The organism is Pyxidicoccus caerfyrddinensis (assembly GCF_010894405.1).
Lineage (GTDB): Bacteria > Myxococcota > Myxococcia > Myxococcales > Myxococcaceae > Myxococcus > Myxococcus caerfyrddinensis.
This window is the reverse complement of record NZ_JAAIYA010000004.1, coordinates 113,187-132,550: the sequence shown is the minus strand read 5'-3', so window position 1 is coordinate 132,550 and position 19,364 is coordinate 113,187. Positions and strand designations below refer to the sequence as shown.

Below are 19,364 nucleotides of genomic sequence, written 5' to 3'. Positions count from 1 at the left end.
CACTGGGGAGGGGGAGGGGGCCCCGCGCGCCGAGCCGGCGGGTGGCCCCCGGGGTTGCTACTGGATTCGCGCCACGTCGAGCACGAAGCCAGGGAAGGACACGCCAGCCTTCGGCGTGCCGGAGCTCTGCTCCATCAGGGTCGACGTGGAGTAGTCCGATGCGCTCTGGCTGATGAAGAAGCTCGTCCCGGCGCTCACGGCGAAGCCGCTGTAGGCGCCAGGCTCTCCCTGCACGCGCGCGGGGGTGCTGAGGCTCTCGAGCGGCAGGCTCCACCAGCTCCAGCCCTTGCTGTACCACTCGCTGTACGTCGTCCCGGGCGCGGAGGGGGTGATGGTGGTGTCGGCGACCTGGACCCAGGCCTTGCCGTCCTCGGTCACCGTGATGACGGTGCCGACCTTGTTGTCACCCAGGGCCGGGGCGACGCTGCCGACGTAGCTCGCGTCGAAGGTCTTCTGGCCCGGCGCGATGCGCAGGATGCAGTCCTGCTGGCCGCCGTTCTGGCTGCTGTAGGCCGTGTGGCCCAGGCCGTTGATGACGCCACTGAAGAAGTAGAGCGTGTCGCCCAGTCGCGCCGTCTTCAGGATGTCGCGGCAGCGCTCGTCGGGAACCTGCGTCAGCTCGTCCGTCGCCGTGTCGATGCGCACCAGCACGGTGCCGGGAAGGACGCGGTCATACGTGGTGGTGCTCCAGCCCACCGTGAAGAAGGCCTCGCCCGCGCGGCTGGCCCACTGGCTCAGGCTGGTGATGTAGCCCTGCTTGACGAGCTCCCTGGGCAGCTGGAGGGTCTTCACGATGGCCATCTCGGTCGGGTTCCAGACGATGATCTGCGCCTGGGCGTCATCCTTGTAGTAGGCCCTCGTCGCGCTGATGAAGAGCACGGCCTGGGCGCCCATGGCCCGCACGCCCTGCGCCTGCAGGGAGATGCTGCCGCCGGCCACCAGCCGCCCGTCCTTCACCTCGTAGCGGGTGATGGTGGGCGACTCGCCATCGCCGATGGCGAAGACGCCAATGCCCTGCGCCGCGTAGAGCCGCGGACGGCCCGGCAGCTCGAGCGAGTTCGCATAGTCGAGCTGGGTGGCCTGGTCGAGCGAGTCGACCAGGGTGAAGTAGTTCATCCGGGTGCCGCCCGTCTGGACCGCCGAGTGGATGAGGTACTGCGGCTCGGTGCTGGGCTCCTCCGTCGGGTCGGGCTCTTTCTCCTCGCTGCACGCGGTGCTGAGGAACGCGGCGCATGCCAGGGCCCTCCCGGTGATGTTGCCCACGCCGAACCGCTTCGCGTTCTTCGTCATCCGCATCCCCATCATGAAGTTGATATTGAGTTGCATAATCAAGATAAACGGGTCCGAATGTCAAGGACGCTGATGCGCTCCTCCGTGCCAGGTAAGGTTTTGAATCAGGGTTCATTTTTCTGGAATGGACAGACACACGTCGGGCTGGGTCTCGCGAGAAATCTCATGCAACGGATTGGTCTCGGCACCGCGAGCGCATGGCGCGCTGGCAGCAGTTCCGACGTCGTCATGTCCAGGTCGCGGTACAGCCCGTGGCCCGAGTTCCCCGCGGCGTCGAGTCGGTGCGTCCCGTGAGCAGCACTTCCGCACCCTCGGGAAGGAACGTCCCGGACGAGGCGGGCAGGCCGAGGCAGGGCTGGCCCGACTCCCGCTGGAGGGGTCTTCCAGGCCCGAGCCCGCCTGGGCGCTCCGCCCGCGTCCTATGCCTTGGATGGCGGGCCGGGCACCGCGTGGCTCCCACCCGGCCACATGCGTACCTTGTGGCTACGTCCCTCGAGGCACCGTGCAATGGAGCCGCACCCCCTTGATGAGTCCCCGTCGGATCCTCCTGCCCGGGAGCGCGGTCTGGAGGGCCTGTCCGCACTGGAGCTGGCGGAGACGCTGGAGGAGGGCTTCATCGCGGTGGATGCCACCGGCCACATCCAGGCGGTGAATCCGGCCGCCGAGCGGCTCCTCCAGGCTCCCCGGGCCCAGCTGCTCGGCCGTGCGCTGGCCTCGCTCTCCGGCGAGGCGGCCCACGCCTGGTCCAGGGGAACACCGGCGAGGCTCACCCTCTGCGTGGGACCCTCCGGGCAGGAGCTCGAGCTGCGGCTTCATCCGCGGCGCGGCCAGGGGTGGCTCTTCCTGCGTGCCACCCACCCAGGGCACGAGCCCCAGGCGGAGGTGTCGTGCGAGGAGTCGCGCAAGCGGCTCCGACTGGTGCTCAGCCACGCCCCCGTACTCCTGTTCTCGTTCGACAGGCGGGGCATCCTCACCCAGGCCGAGGGCAAGGGGTACGAGGGCCTCGGGGTGCCGTCCGGGCAACTCGTCGGCACCTCCGTGTTCGAGACCTACCGGGACGTCGACTGGGTCATCGACAGCGCCCGGCGGGCGTTGGGGGGCGAGGAGGTGTCGGTGGTGGGGCAGGTGCGCGAGACGTGGTTCGAGGTGCACTACACGCCCATCCGTGATGCCAGCGGGCAGGTGGACCGCGTCATTGGCGTGGCCACCGACGTCACCGAGCGGGAGCGGGCCCTCCGTGTCCTCCGCCACCAGCAGTCGGTGCTCCGGTACGTCATCGCCAACGTGCCCCACGCCGTCTTCTGGAAGGACCGTCAGGGGCGCTTCCTGGGCGGCAACCAGAACTTCATCCATGACGCCGGCGTCGGCAGCCTGGAGAACCTCATCGGCAAGACGGACTTCGACGTGTGGAGCAAGCCGGAAGAGGCGGAGTTCTTCGTCAAGATCGACCGGGAGGTGATGGAACAGGGCCGGGCGTTCCATGACATCGAGGAGCCGGTGCTCCGCGCGGACGGCTCGCAGCGCACGCTGCTGACCAGCAAGGTCCCCATCCGGGACGAGTCCGGGAACGTCACGGGCCTGCTGGGCATCTACGTGGACATCACCGCGCGCAAGCGGCTGGAGCTGGAGCTGGAGAAGGCGAAAGAGGCCGCGGAGAATGCCGCCCGCGCCAAGAGCGAGTTCCTCACCGTGATGAGCCACGAGCTGCGCACGCCGCTGACCCTCATCCTGGGTCCCCTGGGCTCGCTGCTCACCTCCCGCGGCAGCGAGCTTCCGGAGCACGTCCGCGCGGACCTCGAGCGCATCCACGGCAACGCCGTGCGGCTCTTCCAGCTGGTCGACGACATCCTGGACCACCAGAAGGTGGAGGCCGGTCGGATGCCGGTCGACCGACAGCCTCTGGACGCGGTGGCCTGCGTGGCGGGCATCGTGGAGGACGCCCGGCCCGCGGCGAGCGTGCGGGGGCTCGACCTGGGCTTCGAGGCGGCCTCCGGGCTCGGCACGCTGATGCTGGACGGGCGCAAGTTCGAGAAGATCGTCGTCAACCTCCTGGGCAACGCCCTCAAGTTCACGCCCTCCGGGGGACGGGTGACGGTGGCCCTGCGGCGGGCGGAGGACGACCTGGAGCTGGCGGTTCGCGACACCGGGCCTGGGATTCCCCAGGACAAGCTGGAGCTCATCTTCCAGCGGTTCCAGCAGCTCGACGGCTCCGCCACACGCAAGCACGAGGGCACGGGCATGGGCCTGGCCATCGTGAAGGAGCTCGCGGAGCTGATGGGGGGCCACGTCGCCGTGCGGAGCGAGCCTGGCGCGGGCGCGTGCTTCACCGTGAGGCTGCCGGGGGCCGGGGTGGCCCACGTCCCGGCAGATGCATGCAGCACGGCGACTGTCTCACCCCGGGAGGGCGCCTTTTCGCGGTTCGCCGTTCCGGCGGTGCCCCAGGTCGTGCCCCGACGGCCCGCGCATCCGGCCCCGCGCCTGCTCGTCGCCGACGACAACGCGGGCATGCGGGCGTACCTGGCGGAGCTGCTGGCCGATGAGTACGAGCTGGAGCTGGTGGAGAACGGCCGCGAGGCGTGGGAGGCGGTACAGCGGCACAGACCGGACGTCATCGTGTCGGACCTCATGATGCCGGAGGTGGACGGCATCGAGCTGACGGCCCGGCTCAAGGCGGACGCGCGGTACCGGGACGTGCCCATCATCCTGCTGACGGCCAAGGCGCACCGCGAGGATGTGGTCGGGGGCCTGGACGCGGGCGCGGACGACTACCTGGGAAAGCCTTTCGGTCCCTTGGAGCTGAGGGCGCGGGTGCGCGCCGCCGTGCGGCTTCACCAGGTCTATCTGGAGCTGCGCGACACGCAGGAGCAGGTCGTCGAGAGCGCCCGGCGCGCCGCGGTCGGCACCCTGGTGGCGGGGCTCTCCCACGAGCTGAACAACCCGCTCGCCGTCATCCGGATGAACTCGCAGCTGCTCTGCAAGCACTCGACGGACCCGGCGGGCCTGCACCGGGCGCTGCACGCCATCGAGCGGCAGTCACAGCGCTGCTCGCAGGTGCTGAAGGCACTGCTGGAGTTCTCGCGCCAGGTGGCCGCCGCGCGCGAGTCGTTCCAGACGGAGGTGTTGGTGGACCGGGTGCTCGACACCCTTCGCCCCGAGGCCCGGCGGCGGGACGTCCGCCTGGAGACGGTGCTTCCCCCGTCTGGCGCCCCCTGGGTCCACGTGAATGCGGCGGAGGTGGAGTCCGCCCTGGGCAACGTGGTGACCAACGCGCTGGAGGTGAGCGCGCCGGGGACGACGGTCCAGGTCGAGGTGCGCGCTCTCGAGCGAGGCGGCAGGAACGGAGTGGAGGTGATGGTACGCGACAGCGGACCCGGCATTCCCGCGCACGTGCTGCCGCACGTCTTCGACCCCTTCTTCACGACGAAGCCACCGGGTGAGGGCATGGGGCTGGGCCTGTCGCTCGCACGCCGGTTCATCGACAGCCAGGGAGGCGCCGTCCAGGTCGAGAGCGAGGAGGGCCACGGAACCGGGGTGCGCCTCTGGATACCGGCGAAGGCAGGGGGGGAGCCCTGATGCCCGGCGCCCCAGCGCCGCGACCCCCCGTGGGTGGCGCGCACGAGCACATCCTGGTGGTCGACGACGAGGAGGACATCCGCGACACGCTGGCGATGATTCTCTCGCTCGAGGGCTACGACGTGAGCACCGCGGACCGCGGCGCGTCGGCGTTGGCCATGGTGGAGGCCCGGCACTTCGACCTGGTGATTTCAGACCTGAGGATGCCCGGCATGGATGGCGTGGAGACGCTGGTGCGGCTGAAGCGGCTGCGTCCCGACCTGCAGGTCATCATCGCCACGGGCTACGCCTCCGCTGAAACCGCGCTCCGCTGCAGGCTCGAGGGCGCGTACGACTACATCTCCAAGCCCTTCGACATGGATGACCTGCTGAGCCTCGTGCGCGGGGCCATCGAGGCCGGCCGGCGCGACGGGCCTCATCCGCCGAAGCGCCAGGAGCCTTCCAGCCTGGTGAAGTGAGCCCAGGCCCTTTGTAGCTCCCACCACCCCGAATTCTCTACCACGGAGGACGGACGGTGTTCCCAGCGGCGAGGCGGAGCGAGGAGGAGGCACCAGCGGCAGCAGGGGAGGGCACGTGCGGGAGGAGTCAGCGCGCACCGAGGCTCGACTGGGCGGGTGAGCGCAGCGCCGCGAACGAACGCCGTGATGTCGAGCCCGAGTCGGGACGCCATACTGGCGCCGCTCCTGTGCGGTGAGCCGCCTTGTGCCGCCCCTCGTATGTGAGCACGCTGTCACGCCCCCTTCCGCTGCTCCGAACGATGCTCACGAGACACCTCCGGGCCGCGAGCGCTTGCTCGTGGGAGTCGAGTGTCGAGGAGCTGGCGCTGCCCGCCTCCGCCATTGACGGCGGCGGGCAGCGGGCCGACCGTGGCGGGAGCAACTCCAGTCACCGGGGGAGGGGAACGATGACGAAGGACATCCCGGTGCTCGTCATCAGCTTCCTGCTGACCACCGTCGCTGGCGGCTTCCTGGGCACGTACCTTCAGCAGCGCTCCTGGAAGCGACAGAACGAAGCGCGCCTGCGCGAGGAGGAGCTGCGCCGGGCGGACATGGCCTGCCAGACCGTCAGTGCCCTCATCGACAAGCGACGCTACCGCATGGTGCGGCTCCTGAATGCGATGCAGGAGTACAGCGCGGGGCGAGACGTCGCGAACCAACTGGACCCATGTCGTGAGGCCTATGACGCGGTGCTGTTCGAGTACAACGACAGACTCAACGTCCACTTCTCCCTGGTAGGCACCTACTTCGGAGAGAGGGCACGCGCCTGGCTCCAGGACGAGGTCCACGCGACGTTCGTCCGGGCTGGGGAGCACTTCGTGCGGGCGGGGCGCGCGGCCGGCGCGGAGGCTGCGGGGGCGGAGCTCGCCTCGGCCGCGAGCGAGCTCGACGCGCTCAACGAGCACATCTACCGCCTCAGCGTCTTCATGATGGCCATGCTGCGGGAGGGCCGGGTCGGACGGCAGGCCGACGATGCGCTCCCGCCCGGGCTGCTGAAGCCGCGTTGACGGCTACTTCTTCGTGGCCGCACGCCAGAGCTCATAGAGCTCAACCGGCCCCCCGGATTGAGCCGGCATGTGGACGGGCTTCAGGCGCTGCTCCGCGGGCGGCCCTGCCAGCTCGGCGTAGATGGCGGCGGTCGACAGTCCGTAGGGCTCGCCGTCCGCGTTCGAGTAGGCAAACGCGACCTGCTCGATGCCTGCCATCCGAATGGCCGCGAAGCACATCGGGCAGGGCTGGCCGCTCGCATACACGGCGCAGCCGTCGAGGCGTGGTGTGCCCAGCGCCCGGCCCGCGGCGCGGAGCGCGAGGAGCTCCGCGTGGGCGGTCGGGTCGTGGGTGGCCAGCATCTCGTTGACGCCGCGCGCGATGACCTGGCCTTCCTTGACGACGACGGCGCCGAAAGGCCGCCCGCCACGGCGGACGTTGTCCCGCGCGAGCCCAATCGCTTCGAGGAGATGGTCCTTGGGTGATGACATGAATACCTCCATGCCTCCGGACCGGATTGGGCGAAAGGAGTTTGTTTCGCTCCTGTCGTGAGGTCATCCCTCCCGGAGGTTGCGGCTTCCGGGAGGGGAGGGACGCGCGTCAGCGCAGCGGCAGGTCCAGCCAGGACGGGCCGCCGAGCGACGAAGGTCGGCCTCTACCGCCTGATGCGCACCGTGACGGAGGTGAACACCTCGACGCTCTGTCCGTCGACCTGGACGAAGCTGCTCGTGTAGCCCACCGGCTTGATGAAGAGGCCGCTGGCTAGCTCGGCATTGCTTCCCGCAGGACGGAGGGTGACGTCGATGAATCCACCGTTGTCGATGGCCGAGTTGACCTTGATGAGCTCCTCCTTCTTCGTCCACCCCAGCCAGTGGAGCTGCGGGAGGTTGTAGTTATCCGACGAAAACTTGCCCATGTACGTGCTCGAGTCGCCGTACTGGGTGACCTGGCCGGTCGACGGGTCTCGCGCGTTGCCGTGCGCGAGGCCGAGGACGTGCCCGGTCTCGTGGTTGTAGTCCCGGAACAGGTTGCCATTGAGGTAGATGCTGCGCGAGCCAGCGTTCGAGGTGGGACACAGCCCGCTGGGCATCGAATACACGGTCAGGAACGCGTTCGATTTGGCCTGCTGGATGGCCTGGCTCTTCGCCGACTTGCAGTTGCTGCCCGCCGTCACCGCCACGGTCTGCGAAGCGACGCTCTCCAGGCTCACCTGGCTGTGCGACGCGACGGCGAAGAAGTCGTACATCTCGCGGACCCTGCTCACGAGGGAGGTCATCGAGGGCGTGGTCCTGCCCGCGAGGGTGACGCGGACGACCTTGACGGTGTGCTTCCGGTTGATGGCGCCCAATCTGATGTTGTCGTTGGCCCATCCGCGTGCACGAGCTTGCGCAGGTCGGCCTGGGTCACGAGGAGTGACGCCGCGCTCCGCGAGGTGCCTCACGGGCCCTGATTCGCCCGGACGGCGGAGGCCGTCTGGTCCAGCTCCGCGGACAGCAGCACCAGCATGTCGTCGAGGGACACGAGCCCCGCCAGCCGCCCCTGCGCGTCCAGGATGGGCAGGCGGCGCACGCCCTGCTTCTTGAAGGTGAAGAGCGTCTGGTCCAGCGAGCTCTCCACGCTGACGACGGCGGGCTCGGCCGTCATCACCTCCATGACGGTAACGGCCGTGGGGTCTGCCCGCTCGGCCACCACGCGTGTGACGATGTCCCGGTCGGTCAGCATGCCCACCGGGCGCAAATCGTCTCCGACGACGACGAGCGCGCCCACGTGCTGGCCGCGCATGAGCTCGGCGGCCTCGGCCACGCTCTGCATGGGCTGGATGATGGCCAACGTCTTGCGACAGAACCTTGCGAGCGACATGGCGCCTCCCCGGACGCTGCGGGCGTGCGCCCGGCCGCACGGCCCTGGCGCGGGTCGTCCCCGCGCACGTCCTCCTCGCCGAAAACCAGCGCACCGTCACCGCCGGATGCAACCCACCCCGGCGAAGCAGCAGGGCGGCCGGCCCTCCCATCCGGGAGCCCGGGCGCTCGCGCGGCCACGCGGGTGGCCGCGCGAGCGCTCTGGGCATGGGGGCCTTCGGGGGAAGAAGGGGGCTGCTCCGCCGCGCGGTGCAATGCCCATTCCCGGTGGGGCTCCACTCCGACACAGGCCCGGAAGCGTTGCTCCGTGCGCTACGGCCCGGGCGCAGTGTTGTCTCCGGAGCCACGGGCACGAGCGGAGCCAACAAGCGGCACGCGGTTCATCTGGCCGTACGGCGTCGCCACCGGCCGGGGAAACAGCCACCTCCCCCGGCCTTCCGCCGAGCCCTGCTCTGGCGCAGCCACCCAGCGTCCACCGGAAGAGGGGTCGAAGAAACCGCTGTACCCGCCCGTCACGGAGCGCACGAGCGGGAGCCCGTATTCGAGCGAGCGGGCCATGCCCATCGCCAGGGTCATGCGATGCATGAGGGCGCTTCGGAACCAGCTCTCGTTGCCGATGTTGAGCAGCACCGCGGGCCGCACGTCTGGCTGGACCAGGCCGGTAAAGGCCACCTCGAAACAGATGAGGGGAATCACGGCCACGCCGTCCACGTCGAGCGGCGGCTGTGGCCCGCTCCCGGCAATCACCTGGCTCTTGAGGGTATTGACGCCGAGCCACGCGAAGAGCCGCCGGAAGGCTTCCCCGGGCAGGTACTCCGAGAATGGCACGAGCTTCTGTTTGTAATAGACCGGCTTGCCGCTCCCCAGCTCGACGAGGGTGTTGTACGTGCCGGCGCGAGCCCGCAGCAGCGTACCGGCGAAGAGCCTCCGGCCCGCCAGGGACAGCAGCTCCCGCAAGGGGCCGATGCTCGCCTCGCCATCGCGGATGACGGACTCCGGCCAGATGACCCAGTCCGCATCGGCCCGCCGGGTGGCCATGACGTACCGGGAGAGCAGCTCCAGGTCGTCCCGCTCGCGGTCGCCCGCGCTCGCCTCGTCCAGGGCGACGACAGCCACCCGGACGGGCCTGGCACCCGCGCTCGGGCGGAGGCTCACCGGAATGAACAGCACGGCGCTGAACACCCCCACCGCCAGGAGGAGCTGGAACCGGGGCCTCGGCTGCCAACTCCACAGTCCGAGACACGCCGAGAGGTGGAGCAGCAACAGCCCCGACGCGCGGGCGCCGACAAGGCCCAGCCATGCGCCGAACGGCCCCTGGGCCAGCCAGTAGCCGGAATGCAGCCACGGAAAGTCGAGCCAGACATCGTGGACGAGCACCTGCATGAGCCACAGCCCGAGGGCCTGCGCATACACCGGCACCGGACGGCGTGACGGCAGGGCGGCCACGAGCCCCCACAGGCCATAGGGCAACGCGACCAGCAGCAGGAACCCGCCGAGCACGGCGGCACCGACGAGGCGCTCGCCGGGCGTCAGCACGTAGAGGACATCGACGAGCCAATACAGACTGCTGGCCGCCAGCAGCAGGCCAAACAGGTAGCCGGAGAGGAACCCGGCACGCGGTGTCCCGCTCCGGCCGAGCGCGTGGAAGTAGCACGCGAACCCGGCGACGAGCCCGAGCAGGTTGGCGGGGAAGAGCAGGATGAGGTGGGCCGAGAGGCCCACCAGCAGGGCTCCGAGCGTGGAGACCCGCTTCAAGGAGCCCCTGGCGCCTGGCAACCGGGCTTCACCTTCAGCCACCGGCCGTAGTGGTCGGAGTGGGTGTAGAAGGGCCACTTGCGCTGCTGGGTGTCGAGCGTCTTCCAGGCGGGCGCCCATCCGCTGTACGAGATGCTGGCCGCCGGGCAGGTGCCAAACCAGGTGGGCTTGCCGAGCAACACGGTGTCGAAGTCGCCCTTCTGGCCGGTGCTCATTCCGTTCGGCCCGGTGTCGACGGACGTGCCGGGCCAGTTGGACTGGAAGCCCGCCGTCTCGAAGCCACCCAACACCGCGCCGGCGCCCCGGTAGGCGTAGGGCTCGAGGAATGCCCCGCTGGCGGAAGCCTGCATCAGGAGCTGGTAGCCCTTGGAGTTGGCGACGGTGCTGTCGAAGTCGGCGTTGAAGTCGCCCCCGAAGAGGACGTGCGCGGGAGGATAGCTGGCCTTGTTGGCAGCCACCGCCCCCTGGATGAAGGCCAGGGACTCCTGCATGTTGGAGATGCGCGAGCCGTCCGAGGCGGCATGTCCGTCGAGGTGACTGTTCTCGCCGTAGGTCAGGTGGGTGTTGAAGACATAGTAGTAGCGCCCCTCCTTGGCGAAGATGGCCCCCCAGACGCCCTTCTCCTTGTGCACGTCGAAGCCCGTCACGTTGGTGAAGGCCTTGAAGCCGAGCTCCTTCACCAGCGAGGTGCCGCTCTTGTAGAACATCACCAGGCCGCTGCAGTCGTTCTCGATGGCCCCGTCGAGGGAGTCATCGCAGTAGTAGCCGGAGGGGGTCACCATGCCGTAGCCGCGCGCGGCCAGGTCGGCCTTGGGACCATCCAGGATGATGTCGTCGTAGTCCCAGGCCTCCTGGAACAGGAGGATGTCCGCGCACTTGAACACCTTCCCCAGGCTCTGCTCCATCTCGTCTCCGAAGTCGGTGACGAACGGGACGTTGTGGAAGATGTTGTAGGACGCCACGGTGAACGCACCGGCGTCGTTGCAGGCCTCGTTGAGCTGCCAGGAGCGGGTGAGCGAGGTGTTGAAGTAATCCATCTCGCTCACGGCGTCGAACCACTCTGCGGGACGGTTCGAGTAGCGGTTGTCGAACGACGGCGTGGACTCGGCCAGGGCGGCTCCGGGGAGGACCAGCCCCAGCAGGACAGACAAGACGTGGAGTGAGTGTCTGGGCTTGTGGGCTTTCATCTTGGACCTTCCGGGACGGTGAGGGGATTATTGCAACTGATGTTTGACGAGCAATTGTTGATCGACGGCGGGCATCCGCTGACGCAGTTGCTCCGGCGTCAGGCCGGAGCGAGTGAGCTGCTCGAGGAGCCGCGCCCGCTCCAGGTTGAAGGCGTCCAGACGCTCGCGCCGCTCCGTCTGCTCCCGCTGATGCTCCAGATACCGGAGGGCGGACTCGGAGCCGGCATGGCGCTCGTACACGGCCCGCTGCTGCTCCGGACCGAGCGGGCCGGCCGTCTCGCGAATCCGTAGCTCGAGCTTCGCCAGCTCCACCGGCTCCACCACGGACGCAAGCCGCACGCCGTGCTCGCTCTCCAGCCGCTGGAGCCATTCCTGCCAGGCGGCGAGCTTCTGGTCCACCGAGGTATGGGAATCGGTGGCGAGATGGTCCACCCGGTAGGGAAGCTGGAAGAGCTCATCGGAGAGACCGAAGAGCGGCCCCTCGATTGATGGGCCGAGGATGCCGCGGCGCGCCTCACGGAAGCGCTCGTGGGCGGCGAGGAGCGCCTCGTCCGAAGCGAACGGGAACTGACTCACCACGAGCCGCTCGTATTCGGAGTCGACCTGCTCCAGCATGCTCCAGAGCCGCTCCTGGGTGAGGTCGTCGGGGAGGGCGAAGCGCTCCTTCAGCCAGCCGAACAAGAGGCTCCGGCACGCCGCGGCACCGTCCGGCCCCTCGAGCTGGAGCTGGGCCCGGTAGGGGGTGAGCTCCTCGAGGTGGCTCCGCAAGGCTCCACAGCGCCTGTCGAGAAGGCTCTTCAGGAGACGGCTGGGAGTGAGCGCGAAATCCCCTCGCGCGGCGGTGCGCTCGTAGGCCGCGCCCAGCCTCTGTCTGAGCTGTGCCACCAGGAGCCGCGCCTTGATTTCCCGCGCCTCGGGAGCGCTGGCCACCAGGGAGCCTGTCTGGGCGCGCCTCGAATCGAGGGGGGCAGGGTGCGCGGAGGCGCTCGCGGCACCGGCGCTCCCCGCGGGAGACACGCTGCTCTCGGAGGCCACGACATACCGCCAGGCCATGAGCCCGACGAGCGCGGCACACACCAGGACTCCGGTAACTCTCGAAGGGGCGCGCATGGGTGCTCTCGTCTGAGGGAACCCGAATATACCCGTTCTCAGGCACCGTTCCGCCGCGACACGGCCCAGTTCCTTTCCGGGACCTGAGAGGCCGCGCGGACGTGGCGGTGGGTTGAACGCCCGCCCGAGATGGGCGAAGGATGTACACCATGCCCAAGCCTCGTCCGACGGACATCGCCGCGCTCCAAGCGCGAGCCGACAAGCAGCAGAAGTCCGCCGCGAAGGCGGACAAGGCCCCGGATGTGGCTTCCGTCGCGCAGGTACTGGCGGACGTCCACGTCACCGCGCAGGGCACCGTGGTGGTGCTGGCGGCGACGCCGCACCCGGACTCCGACTACGGCTATGTCGCCGGGGACGACCTCTGGGACTTCGACAACAGGGTGAAGTGGAACCAGCCCTGGACCGACCAGGTCTGGCTGGACCAGGTGACGGTGGACGAGGACGAGGTCGAGCACTTCGAGCCCACCTACGACGTGGATTTCAACCGCCTGCTGACCCACGACGGCAAGGGCTGGACGCGCACGAAGCTGCCCAAGGCGCTTCCCTACGGCTACGTGGCCTCCACCCTCCGGGACCTGGGCGCGCCCTGGGGCCTCACGGGCTTTGGTGTCTCCGTGCTCGCGTTCGACGGCGGGGGCAAGGGCTGGAAGCTCCGGGAGGTCACGGGGGCCGTCGCGCTCGACCTGGTGGACGGTGTCATCCACGAGGGCTCCCTCTTCGGCTTGTGCTCGGCGAACGGGCTGGGGCGGCTCACCCCCGAGGGCAAGGAGCTGAGCTTCGAGCAGGTGGGCAAGGAGCAGCCAGGGCTCCGCGGCCTGTTGTCCCACGCGGGCACGCTCTACGCGTATGGCAACGGCGGTCTGTTCGCGCTCGAGGACAAGGCCCTCGTCGCGCGGCACGCCACCCGCTTTCCCGTGACGGGCGCGTGCGCGGGTCCCGAAGGAAGCCTCTACTTCCATACCGACGCACAGGCGTTCCGCCTCCCCGCCAGGGGCAAGGCGCGGAAGCTCGCCCTCCCCAAGGGTGCCGTGCAATCGCTGGCCTTCTTCAAGGACCACCTGTTCGTCAGCCTGGACGACCGCGTCCTCCGCCTGGACGACGACCAGGGCACGCCGCTCAAGGTCCCCACACCGGCGCCGGGCTACCCGCTCCTCAAGGTCGCCGGTGGCAGGCTCTGGGCGGTGTTCCCACACCACCTGGCCTTCACCACCACCGGCAAGTCCTTCAAGGCACTTCCGTTCCGTTGAAGAGGATGCGCTCTCGCTGCGTTCACGGCCGTATGCCGGTGAGCGCGAGGCGCAGCACCCGGCGCGCGGTGAGCGGATCGTCTTCGTTGGCGACGGCGATCGCGTTCGCCAGCATCATCAGGTCCTCCGTCGTGGCGCCGGCGTGAATCGCGCCCACCGATGACGCCCGTGCCACCAGCACGTTCAACACCTCGCGCAGCATGTCGGTGCAGCAGAGTTCTTCGGCCGAGAGGCCCTCCGGGCCGGTCAGCAGCACCGCGGCAAGCCCGCGGTTGGTCGCGGTGTAGACCGTCAATTCCTCGAGCCAGGCCGCCAACTCCGCGGCGGGAGCCTTGCCCGGTTGCGCGGCTGCCCGCGCACAGAGCTGCGCGACCCCATCGCGGAATACCGCCTCCAACAGCGCGTGCCGCGACGGGAAGTGCCGGTGCAGGGTCGCCGAGCCTACCCCCGCCCGCCGCGCGATCTCCTCGAGCGACGCCTGCGCGCCATCCCTGCCGACCAGCTCCGTGGCAGCCGCGACAATCCGCTCCCGGTTGCGTCTCCCGTCCGCTCGCAACGGCTTCACACGATCCACGGCGATGTGCTCCTCACGAGAACCTTCCTTGACAAACGGGGGACCCCTCCGTATTCAACCACAGAATTAAACGGTGGGGTCCCCCACTTACGAAAGGAGCTGCCAATGAGCAGCACCGCTCCCGTTCTCGTCACCGCCGCCACAGGGCGCCAGGGCGGCGCCACCGCCCGGGCGCTGCTGGCCGAAGGCAGTACATCCGTGCGCGTGATGGTGCGCAATCCGGAGGCGCCAAACGCCAAGGCCCTCGCGGCGGCTGGCGCCGAGGTGGTCGTCGGGGACCTCGATGATCCGGCGTCGTTGCGCGCTGCCTGCGCCGGGGCACGGGCGGTCTTCTCGATGCAGTCACCGATCATGTCCGCGACCGGTGTCGACTTCAGCAAGGAGCGCCAGCAGGGGAGGAACCTCGTCGAGGCCGCGCTTGCCGAGGGCGTCGGGACGTTCGTGCACACCGCGACGTCCGGCGTCGGCGACCACCGCAACGTCGAGGGTTGGGCGGAGGGGCGCTGGAAGTCGCACGAGGAGTACTGGGAGAACAAGCTTGCCACCTGCGACCTCGTACGCAGCGCGGGCTTCAAGCACTGGACCCTCATCCTGCCCGCCACCTTCATGGACCAACCGATGTTGGATCCCGCCTGCTTCGTCGACGGGCGCCGGTTGCTCACGGTGATCAGGACCGACCGGCCCATCGCGCTGATCGCGCCGGAGGACGTCGGCAAGGCGGCCGCGGCGGCGCTCAACAATCCCGCGACGTTCAGCGGTGTGACGCTGCAGCTCGCGGGTGACCTGCTCACGCTTCCTCAGGTCGCCGAGATCCTCTCGCGCCTCGACGGCAAGGAGTATGCAATCCAGTCCGGCACGGTCGAGGAGGCCGTCGCGGCCGGCCTGCATCCCGGCGTGGCGCGAGGCCTGACGTACATGAACGTCTCCCCGGTGCTGGCACGGCCCGAGATCGCGCGTTCCTACGGCCTTTCGCCCATGAGCTTCGAGACCTGGGCGCGCCAGCAGCGCGAGACGACCTGACCGCTGCCCCGAGAGGGACGTCCAGCCGCTGGGGGCCGGAGGAGGACACGGCGGTGCGACGCTCAGCGGGAGCGCGTGAGGCGGCCGGGGTAGGGTGCACGCATGGTGGACTCCTTCATGAGCGATGAAGAGCTGCGGCGGCTGCGCGAACGGCTGAGGGCGACTTCATGGCGCCATGTCGTGGTCCTCACCGGCGCGGGCATCTCCGTCGCCTCGGGGCTGCCCACCTACCGCGGCCCCGGTGGGCTGTGGACCCGACCGGAAGCGGAGGAGCTTCCCGACGCGGCCATGCTGGCCCGCGACCCGTCCCGGGTCTGGAGCCTGTTCGGTCCGCTGCGCAAGCACCTCCAGGTCGCATCTCCCAACGCTGCCCACCTGGCGCTGGCGGAGTGGCAGGCGCGGCCGGTGCCGGGACGGTCCTTCACGCTGGTGACGCAGAACGTGGATGGACTGCACACGCGGGCGGGCAGCCGGGACGTCGTCGAATTGCACGGCTCGCTGCTGCGCACCCGCTGCGGCAATCCGGAGTGTTCGCTGCCGCCTTTCGAGGACCTCGGCGAGCGCGTGCAGGCACCGCCCTGCGAGCGGTGCGGACAGCCGCTCCGGCCGGACATCACCCTGTTCAACGAGCCGCTGCCCGTGGACGCGGAGTGGGCCGCCAAGAAGGCCCTGCGCGAGTGCGACCTCTTCCTGGCGGTGGGCACGTCCGGCACGGTGGCTCCCGCCTCGAACTTCGTCCGCGGAGCGAAGTACGCGGGGGCCTGGACGCTGCTGCTCAACCTCACGCCCATGCAGCCCCGTCACCCGGACTTCGACCAGGAAGTCCTGGGACGCGCCGAGGACTTGCTGCCGTTCCTGCTGGGCGACGGTTCCTGAGCGCCGGCATCCTGGCCCCTGGGGGGCGAGCCGAGCGGGTCCAGGTAGCAGGCCAGCTTGCGGTGGGTGAGCGCGTGGGCGAGCGCGAAGGCGTAGGCACTCGCGTCCTGCCGCAGCAGGGTGACGCTCCGGCCCCGCCATGCCCGGGATGAACAATCCTGACATAAGGCTGTCACAGGCCCGCTACACTCTGTCTCCATGAACACGAACGCACTTCCGTCCCTGACCCTGCTCGAGGTGGCCGACGCCGGCCTCCCCAGCATCGAGAGCTATTCCCCCTTCTGTCTCAAGGTGCACCGCGCTCTGAAGTACGCGGGCCTGCCCTATACGCGGAACTGCGCGGGGAACCCGGCGTCGCACCGGGCCCACAACTCCACCGGACAGGTGCCCGTGCTGCTGGTGGGCGGCGAGGCCGTGCCGGACTCCACCGCCATCCTCGCCCGCATCATCCAGCTCGTCCCGGGCCGCATCGCCTCCAGCCCGGAGGCCCTGCTCTGGGAGGAGCTGGCCGACACGGCCTTCAACGGCTTCCTGGTGGCGGCGCGGTGGGCGGACGAGCGCAACTGGCCGGCCACCCGCGCCGCCTACTTCGGCTCCATGCCAGCACCGGTGCGCGCGGTGGTGCCGGGGCTCATCCGGCGCAAGGTGGTGCGGGGGCTGGTGGCGCGCGACGTGTGGCGCGCGGGCCCGGAGGCGTGCTGGCGGCGGTTCGAGACGCTGCTCGACCACCTCGACGCGCGCGCCCCCGAGCAGGGCTTCTGGCTCCCTGGCGGACTGGGCGTGGCGGACCTGGCCCTCTTCGGCCAGCTGCACAGCCTGCGCACGCCCCTCACGCCCTGGCAGGCGCAACAGGTGGCGCACCGCAAGCGGCTGAGCGCATGGCTGGACCGGGTGGACGAGGCCACCCGCGGCACGGCCACGCCCCTTCGCGCCGTGGGCTGAGGCCCGCGACTCCTGGCGCATGACGAGCCACCGTGGCGTGCCCAGGCCCACACGTCACGCGAAGTCAGGGCTCCTTCGAAGCGCGGTGACTCGAATAGAGTCGGCGTGCGCTGGCATCGGGCGGCGCAAGGAGAGAGCACGAACGATGCGGACCCATGGCATTGGTTTGAGGCTGGGAGTGTGTCTGGCCCTGCTCGCTGTCTCGGCGGCAGCGGCACCACAGGCGAAGCCGGAGGAGCAGGAGCGCACGCGGCTCCAGAGGCTGGCGGCGGTGGGGGAACTCTGGGGGCAGGTGCGTTACCGCCACCCGTGGATGCTTTCACGGCGCATTGATTGGGACGCGGCGTTCATGAACGCCGTGCCGAAGGTGGAGGCCGCCAGGAGCACCGACGAGTACGCGGCGGCCGTGCAGTCGATGCTCGACGCGCTCGAGGATCCCGCCACGAAGGTGAAGAGCACGCAGCCGCCCGCCACGCTGGCTCCACCGACGCTCCGGCCGCTGATTGGCTTGGAGAAGGACGTGGTGGTGCTGGACCTGCGCAACCTCACGTCCCCCGAGGGACTCCAGGAGTTCTGGGGCCTGGGCCCCAACTCTGGGGGCCCGTCGAGAAGGCGCGAGCCGTGGTCGTGGACCTGCGTCTGCGCGGCTTCGCCCCGGAGGCGGTCTGGAGCGTCTCCAGCGCGGTGGACCAGATCGTCCCCCTGTTCTTCGAGGGAGAGCTGGCCGTTCCGGGGCTGAGGTCCACGATTCACGGGGGCTACAAGGCGCAGAACGGCATGGACACCCCCTACACCACGCTCTTCACCCAGGATGCCAGCTCGGTCGTGAAAGGCTATCTCGGGAAGAAGCCCGCGCGAGTCGTCTTCCTGCTGGACGATCACAGCCCGGTCTCTCCGAAGCTCCTGGCGCTGCGCGCCGCCGGTCGCGCGCTCTTCGTGGGCGAGGGGCCCGTGACGGACGCGTTGACCGTGGACACCCAGGACGTGCCGCTGGGCGAGAAGCTCACCGCCATCGTCCGAACGAGCGAGACGGTGCTGCCTGTGGGCCTCGATGAAGAACTCCCGGCGCGAGTCGACCTGAAGGCCCCCGACGCGGCCTTCGCCCGGGCGCTGGCCCTGTCCAGGCAGAAGTCCAAGCCCAAGGGCACCACTGCCTCCGTCCAGCCCGAAGTCCTGTGGCGCCCGGACAACACATACAAGGAGACCCCGTACCCCTCGCGCGAGCTGCGCCTGCTGGCGGCCGTGCGGCTGTGGAACGTGGTGCAGCTCTTCTTCCCCTATACCCACCTGATGGACGTGGACTGGAGCCAGCAGCTCCCCCTCTTGCTGAAGCGCTTCGAGGCCGCCAGGGACGCGAAGGAGTATGCGCTCGAGGTCGCGAAGGCCTCCACGGACCTGCGCGACGGCCATGTCTCCATCAGTGGTCACCCCGCGTACCAGGAGTTCTGGGGTGGATCCTGGGCTCCCTTCGACGGGCGAGACATCGAGGGGAAGGTGGTCGTCGCCGAGATCTTGGATGCGGAGCTCGCGCAGGGGCTCTCCGTGGGGGACATCATCGAGAAGGTGGACGGCGAGCCGCTGGAGGATCGGCTCCGACGCTTCGCCTCCTTCAAGCAAAACTCCACGGAGGCGTCGACTCGCCTCCTCAACATCAACATGGCGCTCGCGGGCCCCCAGGGCCCCCAGGGCGCCGAGGCGACCTTCACGGTGCGCAACGAGAAGGGGGTGCGCGAGGTGAAGGTGAAGCGGGCCTCCCATGTGTCCCGGGAGGGACGCGCTCACGAGCCCTTCAAGCTGCTGGAGGGCGACATCAGCTACGTGAACCTCGCGCAGCTCGAGCCCGGCGAGGTGGCGGAGGTCATGAAGAAAGCCCAGGGGACCCGGGCCATCGTGTTTGATCTGCGGGGCTACCCGCGGGGGACGACAAGCGTGCTGGCGCCGTACCTCAACGTGAAGGGCGCGAAGACCGAGGCTCGCTTCGAGGTCCCCCTCGTCGCGGGTTCGGCGCTGGTGAATGGCCGTGCGGTGCTGATGCAGGACGTTCCCACCGCGGATGTGCCGGTGTACCGCGGCCGCACCGTGACGCTCATCGATGCGGGTGCCATGAGCGCGGCCGAGACCATGGGATTGATGTTGGAGGCCACCTGTGGGACGACCTTCGTTGGCAGTCCCACCGCCGGAGTGGATGGCAACATGACGTACACCTCGCTGCCCGGCGGCATCTGGATGAGCTTCACGGGCATGGACACCCGTCACGCGGATGGGAGCCAGCTCCAGCGCAAGGGGCTCACGCCCCATGTGGCCGTGCACCCGACGCTCGCGGGCCTGCGCGCGGGCAGGGATGAGGTGCTGGAGCGCGCGCTGCAGCTCCTCGAGGAGCCGGTAAAGCCCGCCGCCACCGCGGGGCCGGCGACCCGCCCGGCGCAACGCCCGTAGCTGATATGGGA

General features: G+C 69.4%; 17 protein-coding genes. 8 read left to right on the top strand and 9 right to left on the bottom strand.

Annotated features, from left to right (window positions below; all coding sequences use genetic code 11):
• Window positions 1-57 precede the first annotated feature (57 nt).
• The gene (locus G4D86_RS10950; protein WP_240360182.1) at window positions 58-1,326 is read right to left on the bottom strand and encodes an MxcI; all 1,269 of its coding nucleotides are present in this window, start codon (window positions 1,324-1,326) and stop codon (window positions 58-60) included.
• A 471-nt stretch (window positions 1,327-1,797) separates the two neighbouring features.
• Here G4D86_RS10950 and G4D86_RS10945 point away from each other — a divergent pair, with 471 nt between their 5' ends.
• From G4D86_RS10945 to G4D86_RS10935, 3 genes are all read left to right on the top strand, one after another.
• Window positions 1,798-4,863, top strand: coding sequence for an ATP-binding protein (locus G4D86_RS10945; protein WP_163992458.1), 3,066 nt, complete (start codon window positions 1,798-1,800; stop codon window positions 4,861-4,863).
• Window positions 4,863-5,321 carry a sigma-54-dependent transcriptional regulator gene (locus G4D86_RS10940; protein ID WP_163992456.1) on the top strand — a complete coding sequence of 153 codons (459 nt, stop codon included), beginning with the start codon at window positions 4,863-4,865 and terminating at the stop codon, window positions 5,319-5,321. Before G4D86_RS10945 ends, G4D86_RS10940 begins: the two co-directional genes overlap by 1 nt.
• A 446-nt stretch (window positions 5,322-5,767) precedes the next feature.
• The gene (locus G4D86_RS10935; protein ID WP_163992454.1) at window positions 5,768-6,367 is read left to right on the top strand and encodes a hypothetical protein; all 600 of its coding nucleotides are present in this window, start codon (window positions 5,768-5,770) and stop codon (window positions 6,365-6,367) included.
• A gap of 3 nt (window positions 6,368-6,370) precedes the next feature.
• Here the strand turns inward: G4D86_RS10935 and G4D86_RS10930 are convergent, their stop codons facing one another.
• From G4D86_RS10930 to G4D86_RS10905, 6 genes are all read right to left on the bottom strand, one after another.
• The gene (locus G4D86_RS10930) at window positions 6,371-6,838 is read right to left on the bottom strand and encodes a nucleoside deaminase (RefSeq protein ID WP_163992452.1); all 468 of its coding nucleotides are present in this window, start codon (window positions 6,836-6,838) and stop codon (window positions 6,371-6,373) included.
• Window positions 6,839-7,002: 164 nt separating this feature from the next.
• Window positions 7,003-7,695, bottom strand: a complete 693-nt coding sequence (locus G4D86_RS10925; protein WP_163992450.1) for a hypothetical protein — start codon at window positions 7,693-7,695, stop codon at window positions 7,003-7,005.
• An 89-nt stretch (window positions 7,696-7,784) separates the two neighbouring features.
• On the bottom strand, window positions 7,785-8,207 hold the full coding sequence (locus G4D86_RS10920; RefSeq protein WP_163992448.1) for a CBS domain-containing protein: 423 nt from the start codon (window positions 8,205-8,207) through the stop codon (window positions 7,785-7,787).
• A 311-nt stretch (window positions 8,208-8,518) separates the two neighbouring features.
• Window positions 8,519-9,961: an apolipoprotein N-acyltransferase gene (gene lnt, locus G4D86_RS10915; RefSeq protein ID WP_240360181.1), complete on the bottom strand. Its 1,443-nt coding sequence runs from the start codon at window positions 9,959-9,961 to the stop codon at window positions 8,519-8,521.
• Window positions 9,958-11,148: an exonuclease/endonuclease/phosphatase family protein gene (locus G4D86_RS10910; RefSeq protein ID WP_163992446.1), complete on the bottom strand. Its 1,191-nt coding sequence runs from the start codon at window positions 11,146-11,148 to the stop codon at window positions 9,958-9,960. Before G4D86_RS10910 ends, lnt begins: the two co-directional genes overlap by 4 nt.
• Window positions 11,149-11,175: 27 nt before the next feature.
• Window positions 11,176-12,258, bottom strand: coding sequence for a lipase secretion chaperone (locus G4D86_RS10905; RefSeq protein ID WP_163992444.1), 1,083 nt, complete (start codon window positions 12,256-12,258; stop codon window positions 11,176-11,178).
• Window positions 12,259-12,407: 149 nt separating this feature from the next.
• On the opposite strand from G4D86_RS10905, the gene G4D86_RS10900 reads away from it, so the two are divergent.
• Window positions 12,408-13,505, top strand: coding sequence for a hypothetical protein (locus G4D86_RS10900; RefSeq protein ID WP_163992442.1), 1,098 nt, complete (start codon window positions 12,408-12,410; stop codon window positions 13,503-13,505).
• 22 nt (window positions 13,506-13,527) lie between these two features.
• Here G4D86_RS10900 and G4D86_RS10895 read toward each other — a convergent pair whose 3' ends face one another.
• On the bottom strand, window positions 13,528-14,079 hold the full coding sequence (locus G4D86_RS10895) for a TetR/AcrR family transcriptional regulator (protein ID WP_163992440.1): 552 nt from the start codon (window positions 14,077-14,079) through the stop codon (window positions 13,528-13,530).
• 105 nt (window positions 14,080-14,184) lie between these two features.
• Here G4D86_RS10895 and G4D86_RS10890 point away from each other — a divergent pair, with 105 nt between their 5' ends.
• From G4D86_RS10890 to G4D86_RS10880, 3 genes are all read left to right on the top strand, one after another.
• Complete coding sequence (locus G4D86_RS10890) at window positions 14,185-15,099, top strand: NmrA family NAD(P)-binding protein (RefSeq protein ID WP_163992437.1); 915 nt, start codon at window positions 14,185-14,187, stop codon at window positions 15,097-15,099.
• Window positions 15,100-15,216: 117 nt separating this feature from the next.
• The gene (locus G4D86_RS10885) at window positions 15,217-15,975 is read left to right on the top strand and encodes an SIR2 family NAD-dependent protein deacylase (RefSeq protein ID WP_240360180.1); all 759 of its coding nucleotides are present in this window, start codon (window positions 15,217-15,219) and stop codon (window positions 15,973-15,975) included.
• A gap of 198 nt (window positions 15,976-16,173) precedes the next feature.
• On the top strand, window positions 16,174-16,917 hold the full coding sequence (locus G4D86_RS10880; RefSeq protein ID WP_163992423.1) for a glutathione S-transferase family protein: 744 nt from the start codon (window positions 16,174-16,176) through the stop codon (window positions 16,915-16,917).
• Between the two features lie 297 nt (window positions 16,918-17,214).
• On the opposite strand, the gene G4D86_RS10875 is transcribed toward G4D86_RS10880, so the two are convergent.
• Entirely contained in the window at window positions 17,215-17,466 is a 252-nt protein-coding gene (locus G4D86_RS10875; protein ID WP_163992421.1) for a hypothetical protein, read from the bottom strand.
• A gap of 78 nt (window positions 17,467-17,544) precedes the next feature.
• Between G4D86_RS10875 and G4D86_RS52750 the strand changes: the two genes are divergently transcribed.
• Complete coding sequence (locus G4D86_RS52750) at window positions 17,545-19,353, top strand: S41 family peptidase (protein WP_163992419.1); 1,809 nt, start codon at window positions 17,545-17,547, stop codon at window positions 19,351-19,353.
• Window positions 19,354-19,364: the final 11 nt, after the last annotated feature.